The following is a 21681-nucleotide window of genomic DNA, read 5'->3' as shown; positions in this document are numbered from 1 at the left end:
GGCCGCGGCACCCGCATCGCGGCCGCTTCACTCGCATGGACATAGCCGGCTCGTTATTGCTCGCGATCGCCCTGATGCTGATTATCGAGGGGATGTTTCCCTTCGTTTTTCCGAGCGCCTGGCGCGACACGTTCCGTAAAATAGCGGAACGGCCGCCCCATCATATTCGCGTCGGTGGGCTGATCGTGATGCTGCTCGGGCTGGTGTTGCTGTTCATCGTGACCTGACACAGCGGCGCCGCGAATCCCGCTGCGGCGCGCGCCGCTCACGGCACCTCGCGGTGCGCCTCCGGTGGCGACCCGCCAGAATCAAGGCGCTGCACGCCACTCACACCCATTTATCGGCGCTTCAAGACGCCGTGTTCAACGCCGTAGGACTGTATCGATGTCGACCTGGTTGCTTCCCGAGAATATTGCCGACGTGCTGCCGTCGGAGGCCCGCAAGATCGAAGAATTGCGGCGCCATTTGCTGGACCGTTTCCGCTCGTACGGCTACGAGATGGTGATGCCGCCGCTGCTCGAATACCTCGAGTCGCTGCTGACGGGCGGCGGCCAGGATCTGAATCTGCGCACCTTCAAGCTCGTCGATCAGCTGTCGGGCCGCACGCTCGGTCTGCGCGCCGACATCACGCCGCAGGTCGCGCGGATCGACGCGCATCTGCTGAATCGCCAGGGTGTTACGCGCCTGTGCTACGCGGGCAATGTTGCGCATACGCGGCCGCGCGGTCTGCATGCAACCCGCGAGCAGATCCAGATCGGCGCTGAAATCTACGGCCACGCGGGCCTCGAAGCGGACCTCGAAATCCAGCAACTGATGCTCGACGCGCTGCGTCTGGCCGGCCTCGGCAAGGTGCGCCTCGATCTGTGCCACGCGGGCGTGCTCGCGGCGCTCATCGAAGCGGAGCCGGCCGCCGCGCAGCTCGGTCAGGCGCTGTACGACGCGCTCGCCGGCAAAGACGTGCCGCGCCTCGTCGAGATGACCGCGCAGTTCTCGCCGGTGATCCGCGACGCGCTGCGCGCGTTGCCCACGCTGTACGGCGACGCGTCGGTGCTCGAGGAAGCCCGCGCGCGGCTGCCGAACTCGCCGGCGATCGCCCGCGCGCTCGACGATCTCGCGTTCCTCGCGACCCAGGTCGACGGCGCCGAAGTGATGATCGATCTCGCCGATCTGCGCGGCTACGCGTATCACAGCGGTGTGATGTTCTCCGCGTATGTGGACGGCGTGCCGAACGCGGTCGCGCGCGGCGGCCGTTACGACCACGTCGGCCAGGCCTACGGCCGCGCGCGCGCGGCCACTGGCTTCTCGCTCGATCTGCGCGAAGTCGCGCGGATCTCGCCGATCGAAGCGCGCAGCAGCGCGATTCTCGCGCCGTGGCGGCACGACGAGTCGCTGCGTGTGGCGGTCGCGGCACTTCGCGACGCGGGCGAAGTGGTGATTCAGGCGCTGCCTGGCCACAAGCACGATCTCGATGAATTCGCGGCCGACCGCGTGCTGGTCGAGCGCAACGGCGTATGGGTGGTCGAGCCGCGCGCCTGAGCCGCGCGTTGCCCACACACTTCGCAATACTCAACATAACGTCCATACCGTTGAGCGGAAACGGAAAAAATCCGGAAGCTTCCGCGAACATAGGTAAAATACGTTTTTAACCAGCTTACGAAACAACATGTCTGCCAGCGCAGTGAATGTGAACCCCGGGCGTAACGTCGTCGTCGTGGGTACCCAGTGGGGTGATGAGGGCAAGGGCAAGATCGTCGACTGGCTGACGGACCACGCTCAGGGCGTCGTTCGCTTCCAGGGCGGTCACAATGCCGGTCACACGCTCATCATCGGCGGCAAGAAAACCATCTTGCGTCTGATTCCGTCGGGCATCATGCGCCCCGGCGTCGCGTGCTACATCGGCAATGGCGTCGTGTTGTCGCCGGAAGCGCTGTTCAAGGAAATCGGCGAACTCGAAGCCGCCGGCATCGACGTTCAGAAACGCCTGTTCATTTCCGAAGCCACCACGCTGATCCTGCCGTATCACATCGCGATCGACCAGGGCCGCGAAGCGCGCCGCGGCGCGAGCAAGATCGGCACGACCGGCCGCGGTATCGGCCCGGCATACGAAGACAAGGTTGCACGCCGCGGTCTGCGCGTGCAGGACCTGTTCGACGCGACCGAATTCGCCGCCCGTCTGCGCGAAAACCTCGACTATCACAACTTCGTGCTGACGCAATACCTCGGCGTCGCCGCGGTCGACTTCCAGCAAACGCTCGACACGATGCTCAGCTATGCCGACCGTCTGAAGCCGATGGTCACCGACGTGTCGCGCCGTCTGTACGACGCGAACGCGAACGGCGGCAACCTGCTGTTCGAAGGCGCGCAGGGCACGCTGCTCGACATCGATCACGGCACCTATCCGTACGTGACGTCGAGCAACTGCGTCGCGGGTGCCGCTACGGCGGGCGCCGGCGTCGGTCCGCAGAAGCTGAACTACATCCTCGGCATCACCAAGGCGTATTGCACGCGCGTCGGTTCGGGCCCGTTCCCGAGCGAACTGTACGACGCCGACAACGCATCGCGTCAGGAGCCGATCGGTCTTGAACTGGCTACCGTCGGCAAGGAATTCGGTTCGGTCACCGGCCGTCCGCGCCGCACCGGCTGGCTCGACGTCGCCGCGCTGCGCCGCTCGATCCAGATCAACGGCGTGTCGGGTCTGTGCATGACCAAGCTCGACGTGCTCGACGGCCTTGACGAAGTGAAGCTGTGCGTCGGCTACACCGTGGACGGTCAGCCGGTCGATCTGCTGCCGCGCGGCGCGTCGGAAGTCGCGCGCTGCGAGCCGGTCTACGAAACGTTCGCGGGCTGGAAGGAAAGCACGGTCGGCATCAGCGACTGGGACAAGCTGCCCGCCAACGCACGTGCGTACCTGTCGCGCGTGGAAGAAGTCGCGGGTATCCCGATCGACATGGTGTCCACCGGTCCGGATCGCGACGAAACGATTCTGCGCCGTCATCCGTTCAAGGTTTAAGTAATGCAAGGTGTACCGATGATCGCGATGAAAGATCCGCGTAACGACGACAAGAACCTGTGGGTCGGCTGGGACGAATATCACCGGCTGATCGAGGTGCTCGCACTTGCCGTGCACGAATCGGGCTGGAAATTCGATCAGATCCTCTGTCTCGCGCGCGGCGGTCTGCGCGTCGGCGATCAGCTCTCGCGTATTTACGATCTACCGCTGGCGATTCTCGCCACCAGCTCGTATCGCGAGGCGGCCGGCACGGAGCAGGGCGAACTCGACATCGCGCAATACATCACGATGACGCGCGGCGAACTGCACGGCAACGTGCTGCTCGTCGACGATCTCGTCGATTCGGGCGTCACGCTCGCGCGCGTGCAGCAGCATCTGAAGGAACGCTATCCGGCGATCACCGCGGTGCGCTCGGCGGTGCTGTGGTACAAGGGCTGCTCGAAGGTCAAGCCCGATTACCACGTGCAGTATCTGCCGACCAATCCGTGGATTCATCAGCCGTTCGAGGAGTGGGACACGGTGCGTCCGCACAACCTCGGCGCGTGGATCAAGCGCGGGATCGCGCAGGCCGAGGAATCGGCCGGCAAGTAACACTCGGGTGAGCGCGTCGCGGCAGTTTTGCTTTCTGCAATGAAATCCGCGTCGCGCGTTGCTGTGAGCCAGGTGCTTGCCGCAAGAGTTCTCAGTGCGACGATATCCGCAAGACGGAGCCCTCCCGGGCTCCGTTTTTTTTTGCGCGCGGGCGCATCGGACAGGGCCCGCGGGCCGCGTAAGCGGACGCTTCACACTCGAGCGCGCTGGCCGCCGACGCGGCAGACGCGGCCATATCGCAGTGCTACACTGCGCGGGACGTCCACGTGGCGTATCCACAACAAGCCGGGCGGTACCGGAAGGGCAGTTTAGAATAGCGGTCGTTTTTTCCGCCCGGGAACGGATTTCCTCGCGTCTATGACAGATAACAATCACGCACATAAGCAGCCGCTGCCTTCCCTTGCGATTGCCGCGATCGGAGTGGTGTTCGGCGACATCGGCACGAGCCCGTTGTATTCGCTCAAAGAGGCGTTCAGCCCGTCGCACGGCATCCCCCTGACCGATCAATCGATCCTCGGCGTGATCTCGCTGCTGTTCTGGGCGATCATGATCGTGGTCGGCGTCAAATACGTGCTGTTCGTGATGCGTGCCGACAATAACGGCGAGGGCGGTGTGCTCGCGCTGATGGCGTTGGCGCTGCGCTCGATCGACCAGAAGTCGAGAGTGGCCGGCCTGCTGATGATGCTCGGCATCTTCGGCGCCTGCATGTTCTACGGCGATGCGGTGATCACGCCGGCGATCTCGGTGATTTCGGCGGTCGAGGGTCTCGAAATCGCCGCGCCGCATCTATCGCATCTGGTGCTGCCGCTGACCATCGTGATCCTGATCGCGCTGTTCTGGATTCAACGTCACGGCACCGCGACGGTCGGCCGGCTGTTTGGGCCGATCATGGTGCTGTGGTTTCTGGTGCTTGCCGCGCTCGGCTTGTGGCACATCGTGCAGTCCCCCAGCGTGATCCGCGCGCTCAATCCGTACTACGCGTACTCGTTCATGGCTGCGCACGTGCTGCAGGCCTACGTGGTGCTCGGCTCGGTCGTGCTGGTGCTGACCGGCGCCGAAGCGCTGTACGCGGACATGGGTCACTTCGGCGCGAAGCCGATCCGGATGGCGTGGTACTTCCTCGTGATGCCGTCGCTGGTGCTGAACTACTTCGGCCAGGGCGCGCTGCTGATGCACGACTCGAAGGCGATCGAAAACCCGTTCTTCCTGCTCGCGCCGGACTGGGCGCTGCTGCCGCTCGTCGTGCTGTCGACGGTGGCGACCGTGATCGCGTCGCAGGCGGTGATCTCGGGTGCGTACTCGCTGACCAGTCAGGCGATCCAGCTCGGCTACGTGCCGCGGATGAAGATCCTGCACACGTCCGAACTCGCGATCGGGCAGATCTATGTGCCGGTCGTCAACTGGATGCTGCTGTTCATCATCCTGTGCATCGTGATCGCGTTCAAGAGTTCGGATAATCTCGCCGCCGCGTACGGTATCGCGGTGACCGCGACGATGGTGACCACCACGATTCTCGCGTGCGTGGTGATGGTCAAGGTATGGAAGTGGAACAAGATTCTGGTGGGGCTGATCATCGGCGTGTTCCTGATGATCGACCTCGGCTTCTTCGGCGCGAACCTGCTGAAGGTCGAAGAGGGCGGCTGGCTGCCGCTGTGTATCGGCGCGCTGCTGTTCTTCCTGCTGATGACATGGTTCAAGGGCCGAATGCTCGTCAAGGAGCGCACGGCCGCCGACGGTATTCCGTTGATGCCGTTCCTGCAGGGGCTGCTCGCGCATCCGCCGCATCGCGTGTCGGGCACCGCGATCTATCTGACCGGCAGCGATACGCTGGTACCGGTAGGTCTCCTGCACAATCTGAAGCACAACAAGGTGCTGCATGAGCGCACCATTTTCCTGACCTTCATCACGCGCGACATTCCGTACGTGAACGACGCGGATCGCGTGACGGTCAAGGATATGGACGGCGGGCTGTATCTGGTGAAGGCGGCCTACGGGTTCAATGAAACGCCGGACGTGAAGGCGGTGCTGCTCGACGTGGGCCACACGCACGACATGACCTTCGAGATGATGGACACGTCGTTCTTCCTCGCGCGCGAAACGGTGGTGCCGACGCAATTGCCGGGGATGTCGGTGTGGCGCGAGCGGGTGTTCGCGTGGATGCATCAGAACGCCGCGAAGCCGACGGACTTCTTCAGTATTCCGGCAAACCGCGTGGTCGAGCTGGGGACCAAGATCGAGATCTGAGCGCGGTGCCCGCCGCGTTCGATGTCCGGTAGTGCCAACAAAAAGCCCACGCATTGCGTGGGCTTTTTGTTTATCGCGAGCGGCGCGCGCGGGTCGAGATACCCCGCGTTCGCCGCGTGCTTACTTCTGCTTGAGCTTCGCAAACGCGGCCGCCATCGCGCCGGCCGGTTCCGCGTCGCGCGAGCGCTGCGGCGCACCGCGTCCGCCGCCGCCACGGTTGAAGTTGCCGCCGGCGCCGCCGCGGTCCTGTTGCGCACCGCCGCCGCTGCGAGCTGCCGCCGCACCCGGTTCGTCGTCCATCCGCATCGTCAGCGCAATGCGTTGGCGCTTCACGTCGACTTCGAGCACCTTGACCTTGACGATCTGTCCGGCCTTCACGACTTCGTGCGGATCCTTGATGAACTTGGTCGACATCGCCGACACGTGCACGAGGCCATCCTGATGCACGCCGACGTCGATGAACGCGCCGAACGCCGCGACGTTGGTCACGACGCCTTCGAGCACCATCCCCGGGATCAGGTCGCTGACCTTTTCGACGCCTTCACGGAACGTCGCGGTCTTGAACTCCGGACGAGGATCGCGGCCCGGCTTTTCGAGTTCGCCGAGAATGTCGCGCACCGTCGGCAGACCGAAACGTTCGTCGACGAATTCAGTCGGCGACAGTCCGCGCAATGCGTCACGATTGCCGAGCACCTCGCCGACCTGTTTGCTGATCTTCGCGAGAATCCGCTGGACGACCGGATACGCTTCCGGGTGCACCGACGAACGGTCGAGCGGGTTCTCGCCGTTGTTGATGCGCAGGAAGCCGGCGGCCTGTTCGAAGGTCTTGTCGCCCAGGCGCGGCACCTTGCGCAGATGCTCGCGCGACGGGAACGGACCGTTCGCATCGCGATAGTCGACGATATTGCGCGCGAGCGTCGCATTGAGACCCGACACGCGCGCGAGCAACGCGACCGACGCGGTGTTCGCATCGACGCCCACCGCGTTCACGCAGTCTTCGACGACCGCATCGAGCGAGCGCGCGAGTTCGCGCTGGTTCACGTCGTGCTGATACTGGCCGACGCCGATCGCCTTCGGTTCGATCTTCACGAGTTCGGCGAGCGGGTCCTGCAGACGCCGCGCGATCGATACCGCGCCGCGCAGCGACACGTCCATGTCGGGGAATTCCTTCGCCGCGAGCTCGGACGCCGAGTACACCGACGCGCCCGCTTCGGACACGACGATCTTCTGCAGCTTCAGCTCCGGATGCCGCGCGATCAGCTCGCTCGCGAGCTTGTCGGTTTCACGCGACGCGGTGCCGTTGCCGATACTGATCAGTTCTGCCTGGGTTTGCGCGGCGATGCGCGCGAGCTTCGCGAGCGAGCCGTCCCAGTCGCGGCGCGGCTCGTGCGGGTAGATCGTGTCGGTCGCGAGCACCTTGCCGGTGCGATCGACCACCGCCACCTTCACACCGGTGCGCAGGCCCGGGTCGAGACCGATCACCGCCTTCGGGCCGGCCGGCGCGGCCAGCAGCAGGTCCTTCAGATTGCGTGCGAACACGCGGATCGCCTCGTGTTCGGCTTCATCGCGCAGATTGGTCAGCAGCTCGTTCTCGAGATGCGGCTGCACCTTCACGCGCCAGCACCAGCGGCACACGTCGGACAGCCACTTGTCGGCCGGGCGGCTCTGGTTGGCGATGCCGAAGTGACGCGCGATCAGCGCTTCGCCCGGATGCGGGACCTGCGCGTCGAGTTCCTCGCCCAGGCCGAGCTTGATCATCAGCACGCCGGCATTGCGGCCGCGGAACAGCGCGAGCGCGCGATGCGACGGCACCGTGCGGATCGTTTCGGCGTAGTCGTAGTAATCGCGGAATTTTTCTTCTTCCGCATTTTCCTTGCCTTCCACGACCTTCGACGACACCACGCCCTGGCTGAACAGGTAGTCGCGCAGCTTGCCGAGCAGCTCGGCGGTTTCGCCAAATTGTTCGGAGAGGATGTCGCGCGCGCCGTCGAGCGCGGCCTTCACATCGGCGACGCCTTTCCCGGCATCCACGTACGCGGCGGCTTCGGTCTGCGGATCGAGCAGCGGGTTGCCGAGCAGTGCATCGGCGAGCGGCTGCAGACCGGCCTCGCGGGCGATCTGCGCGCGCGTGCGGCGCTTCGGCTTGTACGGCAGATAGAGGTCTTCCAGCACCTGCTTGCTGTCGGCGCCTTCGATTGCGCCGCGCAGCTCGTCGGTGAGCTTGCCCTGTTCGTCGATGCTCGCGATGATCGTCGCGCGGCGCTCTTCCAGCTCGCGCAGATACAGCAGGCGTTCCTCGAGATTACGCAGTTGCGTGTCGTCGAGATTGTCGGTCACTTCCTTGCGGTAACGGGCGATGAACGGAACGGTCGCGCCTTCGTCGAGAAGTTCCACCGCGGCCGCGACCTGGCGCGGCTGGACGGACAGTTCGGCGGCGATGCGCTGGACGATCTTGAGTGCTACGGTTTCCGTCATAAGGTCTTGGTGTTCCTGCGGACTCAGTGATGGGCCGCGCGTGGGCGGCAGGTCGGACAGGCCGGGCGTGCGCCGCGACCAGGAGCGGGGCATTTTGCCATAAATGCCAAAGGGCTCAACCGCGCGGTGTTAGAATTTCGGCCATATTCCGTTGACCCTCTACGACGTTGCCAATCTCCTTGCCGCTCAACCGCCTGGTCCCTTTTCTGTCGTCGGATTCGCTGCCGGGCTCGGCTCGGGGTTCGTTTCAGTCGCCACTGGTTTCGTCGCGTGTTGCGCGCGCATCGTCGCACTCGCTCGCGGCACTGAGCGCGGCGTGGGTTATCGCCGGCGTGATGGCAATGCCGGCGCCGGCCGTTGCACAGACCGCGACGCCCGCGCAAAGCGCGGCACCGGTCGCGGCGCCCGCCGCAAGCGCGCAGGGCGCCAACCCGGCCGCCTCCGCGGACGGCGCCCAGAGCGCGAGCGAAGCAGCCGCGCTGGACAAATCGTTCGACGAGCGGCAACAGGCGCTCAACGAGCGTAGCGACGACAACAACTATCAATTCGCGGTCGCGCAGCACAACTGCTACAGCCGCTTCTTCGTCAATCACTGCCTGAACCGCGCGCGTGACTCGATGCGTACCGTGCAGGCGCAAATCCGCAAGGAACAGCTTGCGCTCGACGCCGAACAGCGTGCGCAACGCGCGCGCGAGCGCGACGAGCGCACTGCGTTGCGGCGTGCGCGCGCCGAGGCGGAAGCGCCGCAGCGGGCCGCCGAAGACGCGCGCAACGAGCAGGCCTATCAGGACCGGCTGCGCCAGCACGAAATCGATCAGGCGCAGCGCACTGCCGAGGCGCCGCAGCGCGCGGCCAACGCACAGGCTTACGAGGACAAGCAACGTCAGCACGCGCTCGATCAGGCTCGACGTAACGCCGAGGCGCCGCAGCGTGCTGCCAATGCGCAGAGCTACGAGGACAAGCAGCACCAGCATGCGCTCGAGCAGGCGCAACGCGGCAGCGCGCCGGCCCAGGGTGCGGCCGCTCAGAACGCTGCCGGCCAGAAGCAGAGCGACTTCCAGCGGCAGCTTGAAGAAGCGCGTCAGCAGGGCGCGCAGCAAGCGGCCGAGCGTCAGCAGAAGCAGGCCGATTTCGAGCGCAAGCAGGAGACCGCCGCGCAGCACAAGCTCGACGTCGAAGCGCGCCAGAAACAGGCGGCCGAGAAGGCCGAGCAGCGGCGCGAGGAGCAGCTGAAGCAGCAGCAACTCGAAGAGCAGCAGAAGCAGCAGCAACAACAGCAGTAAATCGGCCGTAGGGCTTGTGCTGTAGAGTGAACCCGGCCGCTCGAGCGTGGCCGGGACCGAGGTAGTCGCCGTAACGCGTTTTGAGCCGGACAGCAATCTCAGGCAGCGGACCGTGCACGAGGTCCGGGCCGCAGACGAGGGGAGGCGAGCATGCGCGATCGTCATCACGTCATCGACGCGAATACACTTCGCGACCGCATTCTGCAGCTGGAATCGGAGCATAGCGGGCTCGACCGGTTGATCGACCGGATTGCGGATGAGCCCGGCATCGACGACTTCGAGTTGCAGCGCCTGAAAAAGCGCAAACTCAAAGTCAAGGACACCATCATCTTGCTGCAATTGCAGCTCGAACCGGACGCGCGCGCCTGAGTTCGCGGCCTGGCAGGCGCCGGGCGCGCAGCGCGCGAGCCGGACCTAGCAGGAAACGCTTGCCTTGAATTCACCGCATGACACTTCATCCCGGACCGCGTCGGGCGACGCGGCTTCCAGCGCCGGCGCGCCGGCGCCGCGCGCGGCTGCCTCGCTAACGGGCGGATCGTTGAGCCGGCGCCGCGCGAGCGAGCTCGACGAAATCTTCGCTGACAACGGCCTGCTTGCGCGGCAGATCGACGGCTACCGGCCGCGCGCGTCGCAGGTCGAAATGGCCCGCGCGGTCGCCGCCGCAATGGAGGCGTCGGGTCGCGCGATGCCCGAGCCCGCGATGTTCGAAGCACAGAAGCGCCCGGCGCGGCGCCTGCAGCAGACGGGCGCCGACAGCGCTGCCGAGACGAGCGATAACGACGCGGCCGAAGGCGCCGACGCCGGCGAGAACACGCTGATCGTCGAGGCCGGCACCGGCACCGGCAAGACCTATGCGTATCTCGTGCCGGCGATGCTGTGGGGCGGCAAGGTGATCGTCTCGACCGGCACCAAGCATCTGCAGGACCAGCTGTTCCAGCGCGACATTCCGACCGTGCGCGACGCGCTCGCGGTGCCGGTGTCGGTCGCGATGCTCAAGGGCCGCGCGAACTATCTGTGCCACTACTACCTGCAACGCACCGCGGACAATGGCCGCTTGCCGTCGCGTCAGGAGACCTCGTACCTGCAGGACATCGTGCGCTTCGCGAAGATCACGCGCACCGGCGACAAGGCGGAACTCGCGAGCGTGCCGGAGACGGCGGCGGTGTGGTCGATGGTGACGTCGACGCGCGACAACTGCCTCGGCCAGGAGTGTCCGCACTACAAGGAATGCTTCGTGATGCAGGCGCGCCGCGAAGCGCAGCAGGCCGATATCGTGGTGGTCAATCACCATCTGTTCTTCGCCGACATCATGTTGCGCGATACCGGCATGGCCGAGCTGCTGCCGACCGCCAACACGGTGATTTTCGACGAAGCGCATCAGTTGCCCGAAACCGCGACGCTGTTTTTCGGCGAGACGCTGTCGACCACGCAGTTTCTCGAACTCGCGCGCGACTCGGTTGCGGAAGGTCTGGGTCATGCGCGTGATGCGGTCGACTGGGTCAAGCTCGGCGCGACGCTCGAGCGCGCTGCGCGCGACGTACGGCTCGCGTTCAAGGAAGACTCGGTGCGGCTGTCGATCGGCCAGTTGCCCGACGATCATCCGTTGTTCCCCGCGCTGGAGACGCTCGAAACCGAGCTCGATGCATTGGCATCGGCGCTCGCGGGGCAGGCCGAGCGCGCCGAATCGCTGGGCGCATGTCTGCGGCGCGCGCGTGAATTGCAGGACGTGCTGAGCGGCTGGACCACGCCGCCCACCAGCACCGAACGCGACGCCGCGGCTGGCGCGTCCAACGGCGAACGCACCGAACGCACCGAACGCACCGATCCGAACGAGAAGGTGCGCTGGATCGAAGTGTTCTCGCACACGGTGCAATTGCACGAAACGCCGCTGTCGGTCGCGCCGATTTTCGCGAAGCAGCGCGCGGGCGTGCCGCGCGCGTGGATCTTCACGTCTGCGACGCTGTCGGTGCGCGGCGACTTCACGCACTACGCGGCGCAGATGGGCCTGAATTCGAAGCGTTCGATGACGCTGCCGAGCCCGTTCGACTACCCATCGCAGGGGCTGCTGTACGTGCCGCGCAATCTGCCGCAGCCGTCGTCGCCGATGTTCACCGACGCCGTGTTCGACGCCGCGTTGCCCGCGATCGAAGCATCGGGTGGCGGCGTCTTCATGCTGTGCACGACGCTGCGCGCGGTGGACCGGATCTCGGCGAAACTGCGCGACGCGATCGAGGCGCGCGGCTGGGACTATCCGCTGCTGGTGCAGGGCGATGCGAGCCGTACCGAATTGCTCGATCGCTTCCGTGCGTACGGCAACGCGATCCTGGTCGGCAGTCAGAGCTTCTGGGAAGGGGTGGACGTGCGTGGCGATGCATTGTCGCTGGTGGTGATCGACAAGCTGCCGTTCGCACCGCCCGACGATCCGGTGCTGTCCGCGCGGCTCGATGCGCTGACCAAGAAGGGCTTGAGCCCGTTCGCCGTGCATCAGCTGCCGCAGGCGGTGATCACGCTGAAGCAGGGGGCTGGCCGGCTGATTCGCGCGGAGACCGATCGCGGCGTGCTGATGATCTGCGATACGCGTCTCGTCGATAAACCGTATGGCCGCCGGATCTGGCAGAGCCTGCCGCCGTTCAAGCGAACTCGCGAAATCGATGTGGTGCGGGAGTTTTTCGAAGAAAACGCAGTGCCGGGTTCCACCGCGTGAATGCGCGAATCCGAGTTAATGCAAAAAAGCCGCTTTTAAAGCGGCTTTTTTTCGAATCTCTTCGAGTGGGTCGGCGTAAGCGTCAACAAAAGCAAAATCTGAAAACCGGAGCCAAAAAGCAAAACGCCACGGAGATGAATCCGTGGCGTTTCGCCGGACTGCCCGGGAAACCGAAACGATTTCCCGAAACAGTTTTCGCCCAGAGGCGAACCCTACGCGACAGCTTACTGGCTTGCGCCCGAAGCCGGAGCAGCAGCCGAAGCAGCAGCGTCCGAAGCGGCAGCGCCAGCGTCCGAAGCAGCAGCCGAAGCCGAAGCAGCAGCGTCGCTCGCAGCAGCAGCAGCACCCGAAGCCGAAGCAGCAGCGTCGGAAGCTGCAGCAGCCGGTGCCGAAGCAGCAGCTGCGTCGCTAGCCGGTGCAGCGGCCTGGTCGTTGCTCTTGTTGCATGCAGCCAGTGCCACAGCTGCCAACAGGGATGCTACGAGGAGGGATTTCTTCATGATCACGTCCTTTTATGGTTTAAAGGTAAGCAACAGCGCAAAATAAAACCGGTAATGTGCTCCAACACCGACCTGGGCCGCTGGTGGAGAAGCTCTTTTGACGAGCTGGATTCTTCCCTACGGCTTGGGCGGAAATTATATGCACTTTCGTACTGACAGTCGATAAATCCGGGGTCAATACGTTGTCTTTCTCATACAAAATTTCACTGTACGGTATAGCACGTGGGCAGAGTTACGCAAGCTCGCCCACCTGTATCCAGCCCGCACAATACCACTCGTGTAGCAGTGCTGTCACCGAGGAATCGTGCGATAGTGTTACAAAGCGTTTCGCACTCATACAGCGGTGATTGGCGAGATCAAACAGCCATTTTTTCGCGCCGTCCCACGCCATTTCCTCTCCATTTACAAAGAAAAAGCGGCGTTCATACAACAAGTTAGTCTTGCGATCGAGCCTGAGACCCTGTTTCGACGCCGCACTGACGAAACGCGCGTCGTTGAGCGGCCGCTGCGGCGGATCGAAGACGACACTCGGCTTGGGTTCGCTGAGGTACGTACCAAGGAACGACGCAATGTCCTGCTCATTCCATTTGACCCGAGCAAGGATCGCGCCCACCCGTTCGATCAGCGCCGCGGGCAACTGGGCCGGCGTTTCGACGGCCGGCTGCTGCGGATCGCGATAGTGCGCGCCGGACTTGCCCGCGGCTTCGCCGCGCTCGGCCAGATGGTAGAGGAACTGCGCGGTCAACTCGTGCTCCGACGGCGCGCGAAAACCGATCGAGCAGGTCATGCATTCGCCTTCCGCGATGCCGTCGTGCGCGATGTGCGGCGGCAGGTACAGCATGTCGCCGGGTTCCAGCACCCACTCCTGTTCCGCTTCGAAGTTCTGTAAAACTTTCAACGGCAAGCCGGGCTGCAGCGTCAGATCCTTTTGCGCGCTGATGCGCCAGCGGCGCTTGCCTTTTACTTGCAAAAGAAACACATCGTAGGAATCGAAGTGCGGGCCGACGCCGCCGCCATCACTCGCGTACGAGATCATCAGGTCGTCAAGACGCGCATCCGGCACGAAGCGGAAGCGGTCGAGCAACGCGCGCGCGTGGTCGTCGTGTAAATCCACGCCCTGCACCAGCAGCGTCCATGCGCGCTGTTTGACCGACGGCAGTTCGTCGGCCGCGAACGGGCCGTGCTCGAGTTGCCACTTGTTGCGGAAGTGAGTGATCAGCCGCGCTTCGACGTCGTCCTGATTGGCGAGTTCGAACAGCGCGTCGCGCGAGAGCGGCGCCTCGATGCCGGGGATCGCCTGCCGGATCAGCAGCGGCTTTTTCTGCCAGTAGCGGCGCATGAATTGCGACGGGCTCAGATCGCCGAGCAACGCAGTCGGAAGATCGGGCGCGGGAGGCGTAACGGGCAGGGTGACCGGCTTTGCAGCGGACGACGAATTGGCCGCCGAAGCTGCATCGGCCGGGGGGTGAGTGGGCCGCCTGGGCATCGTATAATGTGAGTTGTATTCTGGAGAATCGAATGAAAATCGCAAAGAACACCGTCGTCTCGGTCGCCTACAAGCTGTCGGATGCACAGGGCAATCTGATTGAGGAAAGCGACGAGCCGATGGTCTATCTGCACGGCGGCTATGATGGCACGTTCCCCAAGATCGAGGAAGAGCTCGACGGCCACGAGACCGGCTTCGAGACGCAGATCCAGCTCGAGCCGCAAGACGCGTTCGGCGAATACGATCCCGAACTCGTGAAGATCGAGCCGCGCGATCGTTTCCCGGAACCGCTCGAAGTCGGCATGCAGTTTGAAGGCACCCCGGAAGACGGCGACGAGGAAATCGATTCGCTGGTCTATGTGGTGACCGACGTCGCGGAAGACAAAGTCGTGCTCGACGGCAATCATCCGCTCGCCGGCATGGCGCTGCGTTTCGCGTTGACCGTGAAAGACGTGCGCCCGGCTACCGAAGACGAAATCGAACACGAGCACGCGCACGGCGCGGATGGCCTCGAAGTCCTCGATGACGATGAAGACGAGGACGAAGACAACTCAAAACCGACCCTGCACTGAACTCGCGGGTATCCCGGGTGCGCCTGACGCGGCACCCGGTATCCGGGGCGCCGTCGCGGGGGCAGGCGGCGCCGACGCAGGCGAGGCGGGCAGTATCGAACCCGGCGGCATCGAGATCGCCGGACCGTAGCCGCCATCGGGCGTCTGCAACAAGGGCGGCGTTTCGGACGCCGGCCCGAACCCTTCCACATTAGGCATATCCGGCACGCCCGGTTCCGACGCACCCGGTTCTTCGCGCGGCGGTGCGGCCGGCAAGAGCGGCGGCACAGCCGGCAGCGGCATCTGCTTCGGCACGTCGCGCACACTGACGCGGAACGGCGGCTTCCTGCCGAAATCCGCTTCGACCTCGATCCACTGGTTCAGACGATCACGCGGCGCAAGTGCGATACGCGTGAGATTCGTCACGACCATCCCTTTATCGTTGCGTAACGGCTGATCGATCACGAAGCCGCCGGCCGCGCGTTCGTCGTCCGCATGAATGACGACCACCGGTCCCTTGAAACTCTGCGCGAGCTTGACAAGGCTGCGCTTGAATTCGAGGAAGCCGTCGCGGCGCGAACTGTGCGCGAAGTGCAGCCATGCGAACCGTTCGGGCCGCTCGTAACGCTCCGGATCGAAATCACCCTGAATGAACACGACGATCGCGCGTGCATCGCGGCGTTTTGCGTACTCGCCCGCATGCTCGAGCCAGAACGCATTGGCGATCACTCGATCCTCGAACTCGCCGTTGCGCCCGCCCGCGGTCAGATAGTGATTGTTCGGGCCCGGCGCGTTCAGACCGACGAACACGACGTCGCCGGCTTTGTCGTTGACGACCCAGCGCACGTTTTCGCGGAACTGCCGGAAGCGCGACACTTCGCTCTCGCGCGTCAACGCGAGCGGATTCTGGCCCATCGAGGTCGCGTCGGCGAACAGTGTCTGACGCAGCAGATCGAGCCGCTCGACCGGATCGAAGCCGCCGGCTTCGGCGGTATTGCAATCGACCCAGTCGTGCTGGCCGGGGATAAAGAATAGCGGGGGCCGCGCGCTTTCGAGCAGCGTATGACGGCGCTCGAACAGCGCGTCGCGGCAGGTTTCCTTCGGGCCCTTCAGATTGCCGTTGTAGACGATGAAGCGCACGTCGCGATCGCGGCCGATCGCATCCAGTAGCCGCTGCGTCGAGGCTTCGTCGGCGGGGGCGCGCAGTGTGTCGGCGATGACCGCGAAGGTGAGGCGTGGGGACGCTGCATAGGCCGGCGCGCTGGGCGCGCAGAGCGCGGCCGCGAGTGAAGCAGCGAGGCCGCCCGCTAACGCGAGCGTGTGGTGCAGCGCCGCGCGAAATCCGCGCGGGCGCCGCGTTTGCCTCGGTGTGTCAATGGTCCGCATCCGGCGCGACGGCCAGTTCGTGCAGTTCGTACAGCAGATCGAGTGCTTCGCGCGGACGCAGATCGTTCGGATCGATGCCGCGTAGACGTTCGACCAACGCCTGCATTGCCGGCGACACGGACGGCGTCGCCGCGGCGGGCTCGTCGTAGTCGTCCGCGTCTTCGACCAGCATCGGCTGCGGCGCGGCGAACAGATCGAGCTGCGGCGCGGGCTGCGCGGCCGACTGTTGCTCGAGATGCGCGAGATGCTTGCGCGCCGCGCGGATCACCGCGTTCGGCACGCCGGCGAGCTGCGCGACCTGCAGACCGTAGCTCTGATTGGCCGGGCCCTCGTCCACCGCGTGCAGGAACACAATGCCGTGGCCATGCTCGACTGCGGACAGATGCACGTTCGTCGCATGCGGAAATTCCGCCGGCAACTGCGTCAGTTCGAAGTAGTGCGTCGCGAACAGCGTATAGCAGCCATTGTGCGTCAGCAGATGGCGGGCGATCGCCCACGCGAGCGCGAGGCCGTCGAACGTCGAGGTGCCGCGGCCGATCTCGTCCATCAGCACGAGGCTGTGCGGGCTCGCGTCGTTGAGGATCGCGGCCGCTTCGGTCATCTCGACCATGAAGGTCGAGCGGCCGCCGGCGAGGTCGTCGGCCGCGCCGATGCGCGTGAAGATGCGGTCGATCGGCCCGAACGCCGCGCGCTGCGCCGGCACGTAGCTGCCCACGTAGGCGAGCAGCGCGATCAGCGCGGTCTGGCGCATGAAGGTCGACTTACCGCCCATGTTCGGGCCGGTGATCAGCAGCAGTTTGCGCTCGGCCGCGAGCGTGCAGTCGTTGGCGATGAAGCGCTCGACCTGCGCTTCGACGACCGGATGGCGGCCCTGTTCGATGTCGATGCCCGCGTCGGCCGAGAAGCTCGGCGCGACCCAGTCGAGCGCGCGCGCGCGTTCCGCGAACGCGGCCAGCAGATCGAGTTCGGCGAGCGCCATTGCAACGCGCTGGCAATCCGGAATGAACGGCAGCAACGCCTGCAGCAACGCGTCGTACAGCGCGCGTTCGCGGGCCAGCGCGCGTTCCTGCGCGGACAACGCCTTGTCCTCGAAGGTCTTCAGCTCGGGCGTGATGTAGCGCTCGGCATTCTTCAGCGTCTGGCGGCGCCGGTAGTCGTCGGGCACCTTGTCGGTCTGGCCGCGTGTGACTTCGATATAGAAGCCATGCACCTTGTTGAATTCGACGCGCAGATTGCCGATGCCGGTGCGCGCGCGTTCGCGCGTTTCCAGATCGATCAGGAACTGTCCGCAGTTCTCCGAAATATCGCGCAGTTCGTCGAGCTCCGCGTCATAGCCGCGCGCGATCACGCCACCGTCGCGCACCATCGCGGCCGGTTCCGGCGCGACCGCGCGCTTGAGCAGTTCGACGCAGTCCTGCGGCGGTTCGAGCGCCGCGTCGATGCGCGCGAGCGACTCCGCGTTCGACGCGACCGCCGCGAGCTGCGCGCGCAATTCGGGCAGCGCAATGAAGGTATCGCGCAGGCTCGACAGATCGCGCGGCCGGGCCGACAGCAGCGCGAGCCGGCCGGTAATCCGTTCGATGTCCGAAACCCGCCGCAACGCGCCGCGCAGCGTATCGAGATCGGCGCCGGGCGGAGCGTCGAGCAGCACGCCGATCGCCTGCTGGCGCGCCTGGGCGTACCCCGGATCGCGCGGCGGGTGATGCAGCCAGTGACGCAGCAGGCGGCTGCCCATCGTCGTGCAGCAGGTGTCGAGCAGCGAGCACAGCGTCGGCGACTCGGTGCCGCGCAGCGTTTCGGTCAGCTCGAGATTGCGGCGCGTGGCCGGGTCGAGGCCGATATATTCGGATTCCGATTCGACTTTCAGGCTGCGCACGTGGCGCAACTGCTGGCCTTGCGTGGACGCCGCATACAGCAGCAACGCGCCGGCCGCGCCGCATGCGCAGGTGAGCGAGTGCGCGCCGAAGCCGTCGAGGCTCGCGACGCCGAGTTGATCGCGCAGGCGCTGGGTACCCGAGCTGATGTCGAAGTGCCAGGCCGGCATGCGGGTCAGCGCGCCGGCGTTGACGGGCGGGGTCCAGCTGGACGACTCGGTGGTGCTGTCGGCGACCAGAATTTCGGCGGGGCGGATGCGTTCGAGCGCGGCGGCGACCTGATCGGGCGCGACTTCGGCAAGGCGCAGCGCGCCGCTCGCCAGATTGAGCCACGCGAGGCCGACGCTGATCGCGACGCCGCGGCGGTTGTGCGCGACGCACATCGCGAGCAGGTAGACGTCGTTCTTGTCGGACAGCAGCGCCGCGTCGGTCAGCGTGCCGGGCGTAACGACGCGCACGACCTTGCGCTCGACCGGGCCTTTCGATGTGGCCGGATCGCCGATCTGTTCGCAGATTGCGACCGATTCGCCGAGCTTCACGAGCTTGGCCAGGTACTGTTCGACCGCGTGATGCGGGACGCCGGCCATCTTGATCGGATTGCCCCCCGACGCGCCGCGTTGCGTGAGCGTCAGATCGAGCAGGCGTGCGGCTTTTTCCGCGTCGTCGAAAAAGAGTTCGTAGAAGTCGCCCATCCGGTAGAACACCAGCGTGCCCGGATGCTCCGCTTTGATGCGTAAATACTGCTGCATCATTGGAGTGTGTTGTGCGACGTCGGTGGCCGCTGCGGTTTGATTGCCCATCCTTGGTGTCTTCTTGCGGTAGATGCTCAGGGCGTGAGTTTAACCCGCCGGCGCGGCGAGCGGACCCTGGCCGAATGGGCGATGCCCGGCGCGGAAGCGGGGTGGCAACATGAGCGAACCGCTGGCCATGGCGCCGCTCACTAGTGCGGCGCTGCGGCTCCTGTCGATGCCGGTACGCGGGACCACCGCGGAAGGACCCTCATGCGCTTATTCCTCGACCATCGCCCGCATATCCATCACACGCTCGTTCGCGGCGCTGCGCCGCTTCGCGAGCCACATCATCAGCGTGATGAAGCTGCCGAATACGACGATGATCCACTGCGCGGGCAACTGCGCGGTGAGCAGCAGCGCGTACGCGCCGAGCATCAGCAGCACCGCGAGGTTCTGGTTGAAATTTTGCACGGCGATCGAATGACCGGCCGACAGCAGCGTCGCGCCGCGGTGCTGCAGGATCGCGTTCATCGGCACGATGAAAAAGCCCGACAACGTGCCGAGCACGATCATCAGCGGATAGGCGAACAGGATGTAGAACGGCACGACGTGCGCGCCGAAGTGCAGCCCTGCGCCGGCCGGGAACAGGTCCTTGTTGTAGAACGCCATCGCGATCGCTACCGCACCGGTCAGTACGCCGATCGGCAGCACCCGCAACGACTGGCGCAGCGGAATCAGCGCGGCCGCGCCCGCCGCGCCGAGCGCGATGCCCACGCCGGTCACGCCCTGCATCACCGCCGCCTTGGAGAGCGACAGCCCCAGATTCACGTTCGCCCACTTGAGCACCAGCAGCTGCATCGTCACCGCGGCGCCCCACAGCAGCGTCGTGACCCACAGCGCGATCTGCGCGAGCTTGTCGGCCCACAGCACGTGAAAGCAGTGATGGAAGTCGCTGACCAGTTTTTTCGGTTCGGTCAGCCGGTTCGGATAGCGCGCGCCGGTATCGGGAATGAACACGTTGATCGCGGCGGCGAGCGCATACGTGAGCATCACCGCGAACATCGCGAGATCGGCGGCGGAGCCGATCAACGGCAGATGCGCGTGCGCGACGAAGCGCTCGACGACCGCGCTGATCAGCGCGCCGCCGAGCATTGTGCCGACGATCGTCGAGAGCACCGTCGCCGATTCGAGCCACGCGTTCGCCTTGACGAGTTTCGCGGCCGGCAGCAGTTCGGTGAGGATCCCGTACTTGGCGGGCGAATACGCGGCGGCGCCGAAGCCGACCACGCCGTACGCGATCATCGGATGAACGCCGGCGATCATCATCAGGCAGCCGCTCGCCTTCAGCGCGTTGGAGATGAACATCACGTGGCGCTTTTGCAGCGCATCGGCGAACGCGCCGACGAACGGCGCGAGCAGCACGTAGGAGATCGTGAAGAAAATCTGCAGCAGCGGCGTGACCCACGCGGCCGATCTGATCACGGACAGCAGCGCGATCGCGGCGATCAGCAGCGCATTGTCGGCCAGCGATGAAACGAACTGCGCGGCGATGATCGTGTAGAAGCCTTTTTTCATGAGGCGGGTGGAAAGCTGAACGCAGAGCGGCGGGAGGGCGACGTGACGAAGTCACAGACGGGGCAAGTCGAAGCTGCCCGAAGCAGGGAACGGTCCCGCTCGTCGCGCGAGGGGGCGGGTGGGGCGTGGCAAGACTTTGCGCAAGCGGCCGACCGGTGTCCCGCTTGCCTCTGTCACTGGCGCCGGCTCTGCACGGTTTCCCGTTTTGTAGCACGAAGCTCCGCGCGCTGCATGCGCACGGCCAGGCCAATGAAAAAAGCGGCCGAAGCCGCTTTTTCATACTACCTGAAGGCGCGGCCGCGAACCGGTCGCGGCGGCGCGGCTTAAGCCGACTGCTGACGCGTGCGGCTGTAGCGCGACAGCACCGGGATCATCTGCGCGTAGACCTTCGGGTTGCCCGCGACGATTTCGCCGACGTGCAGGAAGTCCGAGTCGCCGGTGTAGTTGCCGACCAGACCACCGGCTTCGGTGATCAGCAGGCTGCCCGCGGCGACGTCCCATGCATTCAGGCCCTGCTCGAAGAAGCCGTCCATGCGACCGGCGGCGACGTTGGCCAGATCGAGCGCGGCGGCGCCCGGGCGGCGCAGGCCCGCGCACGCTTCGGTCATCTCGGCGAACTGGCGGCCGTACGCATCGAGGCTGTCGCTCTCGCGGAACGGGAAGCCGGTGCCGATCAGGCAGTCGGCGAGGCGGTCGCGCTTGGCGACGCGGATACGGCGATCGTTGAGGAACGCGCCGCGGCCGCGCGATGCGGTGAACAGATCGTTGCGGGTCGGATCGTAGACGACGGCCTGGGTGACGATGCCCTTGTGCGCGAGCGCGATCGACACGCAGTAGTACGGGAAGCCGTGGATGAAGTTGGTGGTGCCGTCGAGCGGATCGATGATCCACTGGTATTCGGACTCGTTGTCCGATTTGCCCGATTCCTCGGCGAGGATCGCGTGATCGGGGTAGGCGGTCTTCAGCGTGTCGATGATCGCCGCTTCAGACGCTTTATCGACCTCCGTGACGAAATCGTTGTGCTGCTTCTTGCTGACCTGGATCAGGTCGAGATCGAGCGATGCGCGGTTGATGATCTGCGCTGCGCGGCGGGCGGCCTTCACAGCGATATTGAGCATGGGATGCATAAACTGATCCTTGTGCCGGGGCAGCACGGCTGCTTGCCGGGAAATAGGCGCGAAAACCCGCGCCAGGAGGCGCCGCAATGGCGCAGAAACAGCACGGAACGCTGGCCGGACAACGCCGGAGCGCATTCCGTCGACGGAGACGAA

At 65.1% G+C, this 21681-nt stretch carries 16 protein-coding genes; 9 read left to right on the top strand and 7 right to left on the bottom strand.

What is annotated here, in order from left to right; all coding sequences use genetic code 11:
- The first annotated feature begins 35 nt into the window (after positions 1 to 35).
- The 5 genes from BTH42_RS16555 to BTH42_RS16535 all read left to right on the top strand — a co-directional run bounded on the left by BTH42_RS16555 (position 36) and on the right by BTH42_RS16535 (position 5845).
- Positions 36 to 227, top strand: coding sequence for a DUF2065 domain-containing protein (locus tag BTH42_RS16555; protein ID WP_075301275.1), 192 nt, complete (start codon positions 36 to 38; stop codon positions 225 to 227).
- A gap of 157 nt (positions 228 to 384) precedes the next feature.
- Positions 385 to 1536, top strand: a complete 1152-nt coding sequence (locus tag BTH42_RS16550) for an ATP phosphoribosyltransferase regulatory subunit (protein ID WP_075301273.1) — start codon at positions 385 to 387, stop codon at positions 1534 to 1536.
- 127 nt (positions 1537 to 1663) lie between these two features.
- Positions 1664 to 3010 carry an adenylosuccinate synthase gene (locus tag BTH42_RS16545; RefSeq protein ID WP_075301271.1) on the top strand — a complete coding sequence of 449 codons (1347 nt, stop codon included), beginning with the start codon at positions 1664 to 1666 and terminating at the stop codon, positions 3008 to 3010.
- A gap of 18 nt (positions 3011 to 3028) precedes the next feature.
- Positions 3029 to 3601, top strand: a complete 573-nt coding sequence (locus tag BTH42_RS16540; RefSeq protein WP_075301377.1) for a phosphoribosyltransferase — start codon at positions 3029 to 3031, stop codon at positions 3599 to 3601.
- A gap of 357 nt (positions 3602 to 3958) precedes the next feature.
- Positions 3959 to 5845, top strand: coding sequence for a potassium transporter Kup (locus BTH42_RS16535; RefSeq protein ID WP_075301269.1), 1887 nt, complete (start codon positions 3959 to 3961; stop codon positions 5843 to 5845).
- A gap of 120 nt (positions 5846 to 5965) precedes the next feature.
- Here BTH42_RS16535 and BTH42_RS16530 read toward each other — a convergent pair whose 3' ends face one another.
- Positions 5966 to 8320 (bottom strand): Tex family protein, encoded by a 2355-nt coding sequence (locus BTH42_RS16530; RefSeq protein WP_075301267.1) that lies wholly within the window; start codon positions 8318 to 8320, stop codon positions 5966 to 5968.
- A 179-nt stretch (positions 8321 to 8499) separates the two neighbouring features.
- On the opposite strand from BTH42_RS16530, the gene BTH42_RS16525 reads away from it, so the two are divergent.
- From BTH42_RS16525 to BTH42_RS16515, 3 genes are all read left to right on the top strand, one after another.
- Positions 8500 to 9603, top strand: a complete 1104-nt coding sequence (locus tag BTH42_RS16525) for a hypothetical protein (protein WP_178392184.1) — start codon at positions 8500 to 8502, stop codon at positions 9601 to 9603.
- A 150-nt stretch (positions 9604 to 9753) separates the two neighbouring features.
- Positions 9754 to 9972: a DUF465 domain-containing protein gene (locus BTH42_RS16520; protein ID WP_075301265.1), complete on the top strand. Its 219-nt coding sequence runs from the start codon at positions 9754 to 9756 to the stop codon at positions 9970 to 9972.
- 64 nt (positions 9973 to 10036) lie between these two features.
- Entirely contained in the window at positions 10037 to 12307 is a 2271-nt protein-coding gene (locus BTH42_RS16515) for an ATP-dependent DNA helicase (RefSeq protein ID WP_075301263.1), read from the top strand.
- 224 nt (positions 12308 to 12531) lie between these two features.
- Here the strand turns inward: BTH42_RS16515 and BTH42_RS36045 are convergent, their stop codons facing one another.
- A complete protein-coding gene (locus tag BTH42_RS36045) occupies positions 12532 to 12807 on the bottom strand; it encodes a hypothetical protein (protein WP_075301261.1) in 276 nt (91 codons plus the stop codon).
- A 232-nt stretch (positions 12808 to 13039) separates the two neighbouring features.
- On the bottom strand, positions 13040 to 14293 hold the full coding sequence (locus tag BTH42_RS16500) for a cupin domain-containing protein (protein WP_075301259.1): 1254 nt from the start codon (positions 14291 to 14293) through the stop codon (positions 13040 to 13042).
- A gap of 32 nt (positions 14294 to 14325) precedes the next feature.
- Here BTH42_RS16500 and BTH42_RS16495 point away from each other — a divergent pair, with 32 nt between their 5' ends.
- The gene (locus tag BTH42_RS16495) at positions 14326 to 14865 is read left to right on the top strand and encodes a peptidylprolyl isomerase (RefSeq protein ID WP_075301257.1); all 540 of its coding nucleotides are present in this window, start codon (positions 14326 to 14328) and stop codon (positions 14863 to 14865) included.
- On the opposite strand, the gene BTH42_RS16490 is transcribed toward BTH42_RS16495, so the two are convergent.
- From BTH42_RS16490 to BTH42_RS16475, 4 genes are all read right to left on the bottom strand, one after another.
- A complete protein-coding gene (locus tag BTH42_RS16490) occupies positions 14845 to 16230 on the bottom strand; it encodes a hypothetical protein (RefSeq protein WP_075301255.1) in 1386 nt (461 codons plus the stop codon). The genes BTH42_RS16495 and BTH42_RS16490 overlap by 21 nt on opposite strands.
- Complete coding sequence (mutS, locus tag BTH42_RS16485) at positions 16217 to 18904, bottom strand: DNA mismatch repair protein MutS (protein WP_075301253.1); 2688 nt, start codon at positions 18902 to 18904, stop codon at positions 16217 to 16219. Before mutS ends, BTH42_RS16490 begins: the two co-directional genes overlap by 14 nt.
- A gap of 207 nt (positions 18905 to 19111) precedes the next feature.
- Complete coding sequence (gene lplT, locus BTH42_RS16480; RefSeq protein WP_075301251.1) at positions 19112 to 20410, bottom strand: lysophospholipid transporter LplT; 1299 nt, start codon at positions 20408 to 20410, stop codon at positions 19112 to 19114.
- Positions 20411 to 20733: 323 nt separating this feature from the next.
- Complete coding sequence (locus BTH42_RS16475; RefSeq protein ID WP_075301249.1) at positions 20734 to 21537, bottom strand: inositol monophosphatase family protein; 804 nt, start codon at positions 21535 to 21537, stop codon at positions 20734 to 20736.
- Between the last annotated feature and the right edge of the window lie 144 nt (positions 21538 to 21681).

Source organism: Burkholderia sp. SRS-W-2-2016 (assembly GCF_001931485.1).
GTDB lineage: Bacteria > Pseudomonadota > Gammaproteobacteria > Burkholderiales > Burkholderiaceae > Paraburkholderia.
Note: the sequence above shows the minus strand (reverse complement) of the source record. Positions and strands in the feature narration are given on the sequence as shown.

Coding starts and splice junctions, on each gene's coding strand:
- BTH42_RS16555 (WP_075301275.1), top strand. CDS start 36: ATGGACATAGCCGGCTCGTTATTGCTCGCGATCGCCCTGATGCTGATT.
- BTH42_RS16550 (WP_075301273.1), top strand. CDS start 385: ATGTCGACCTGGTTGCTTCCCGAGAATATTGCCGACGTGCTGCCGTCG.
- BTH42_RS16545 (WP_075301271.1), top strand. CDS start 1,664: ATGTCTGCCAGCGCAGTGAATGTGAACCCCGGGCGTAACGTCGTCGTC.
- BTH42_RS16540 (WP_075301377.1), top strand. CDS start 3,029: ATGATCGCGATGAAAGATCCGCGTAACGACGACAAGAACCTGTGGGTC.
- BTH42_RS16535 (WP_075301269.1), top strand. CDS start 3,959: ATGACAGATAACAATCACGCACATAAGCAGCCGCTGCCTTCCCTTGCG.
- BTH42_RS16530 (WP_075301267.1), bottom strand. CDS start 8,320: ATGACGGAAACCGTAGCACTCAAGATCGTCCAGCGCATCGCCGCCGAA.
- BTH42_RS16520 (WP_075301265.1), top strand. CDS start 9,754: ATGCGCGATCGTCATCACGTCATCGACGCGAATACACTTCGCGACCGC.
- BTH42_RS36045 (WP_075301261.1), bottom strand. CDS start 12,807: ATGAAGAAATCCCTCCTCGTAGCATCCCTGTTGGCAGCTGTGGCACTG.
- BTH42_RS16500 (WP_075301259.1), bottom strand. CDS start 14,293: ATGCCCAGGCGGCCCACTCACCCCCCGGCCGATGCAGCTTCGGCGGCC.
- BTH42_RS16495 (WP_075301257.1), top strand. CDS start 14,326: ATGAAAATCGCAAAGAACACCGTCGTCTCGGTCGCCTACAAGCTGTCG.
- BTH42_RS16490 (WP_075301255.1), bottom strand. CDS start 16,230: ATGCGGACCATTGACACACCGAGGCAAACGCGGCGCCCGCGCGGATTT.
- mutS (WP_075301253.1), bottom strand. CDS start 18,904: ATGGGCAATCAAACCGCAGCGGCCACCGACGTCGCACAACACACTCCA.
- lplT (WP_075301251.1), bottom strand. CDS start 20,410: ATGAAAAAAGGCTTCTACACGATCATCGCCGCGCAGTTCGTTTCATCG.
- BTH42_RS16475 (WP_075301249.1), bottom strand. CDS start 21,537: ATGCATCCCATGCTCAATATCGCTGTGAAGGCCGCCCGCCGCGCAGCG.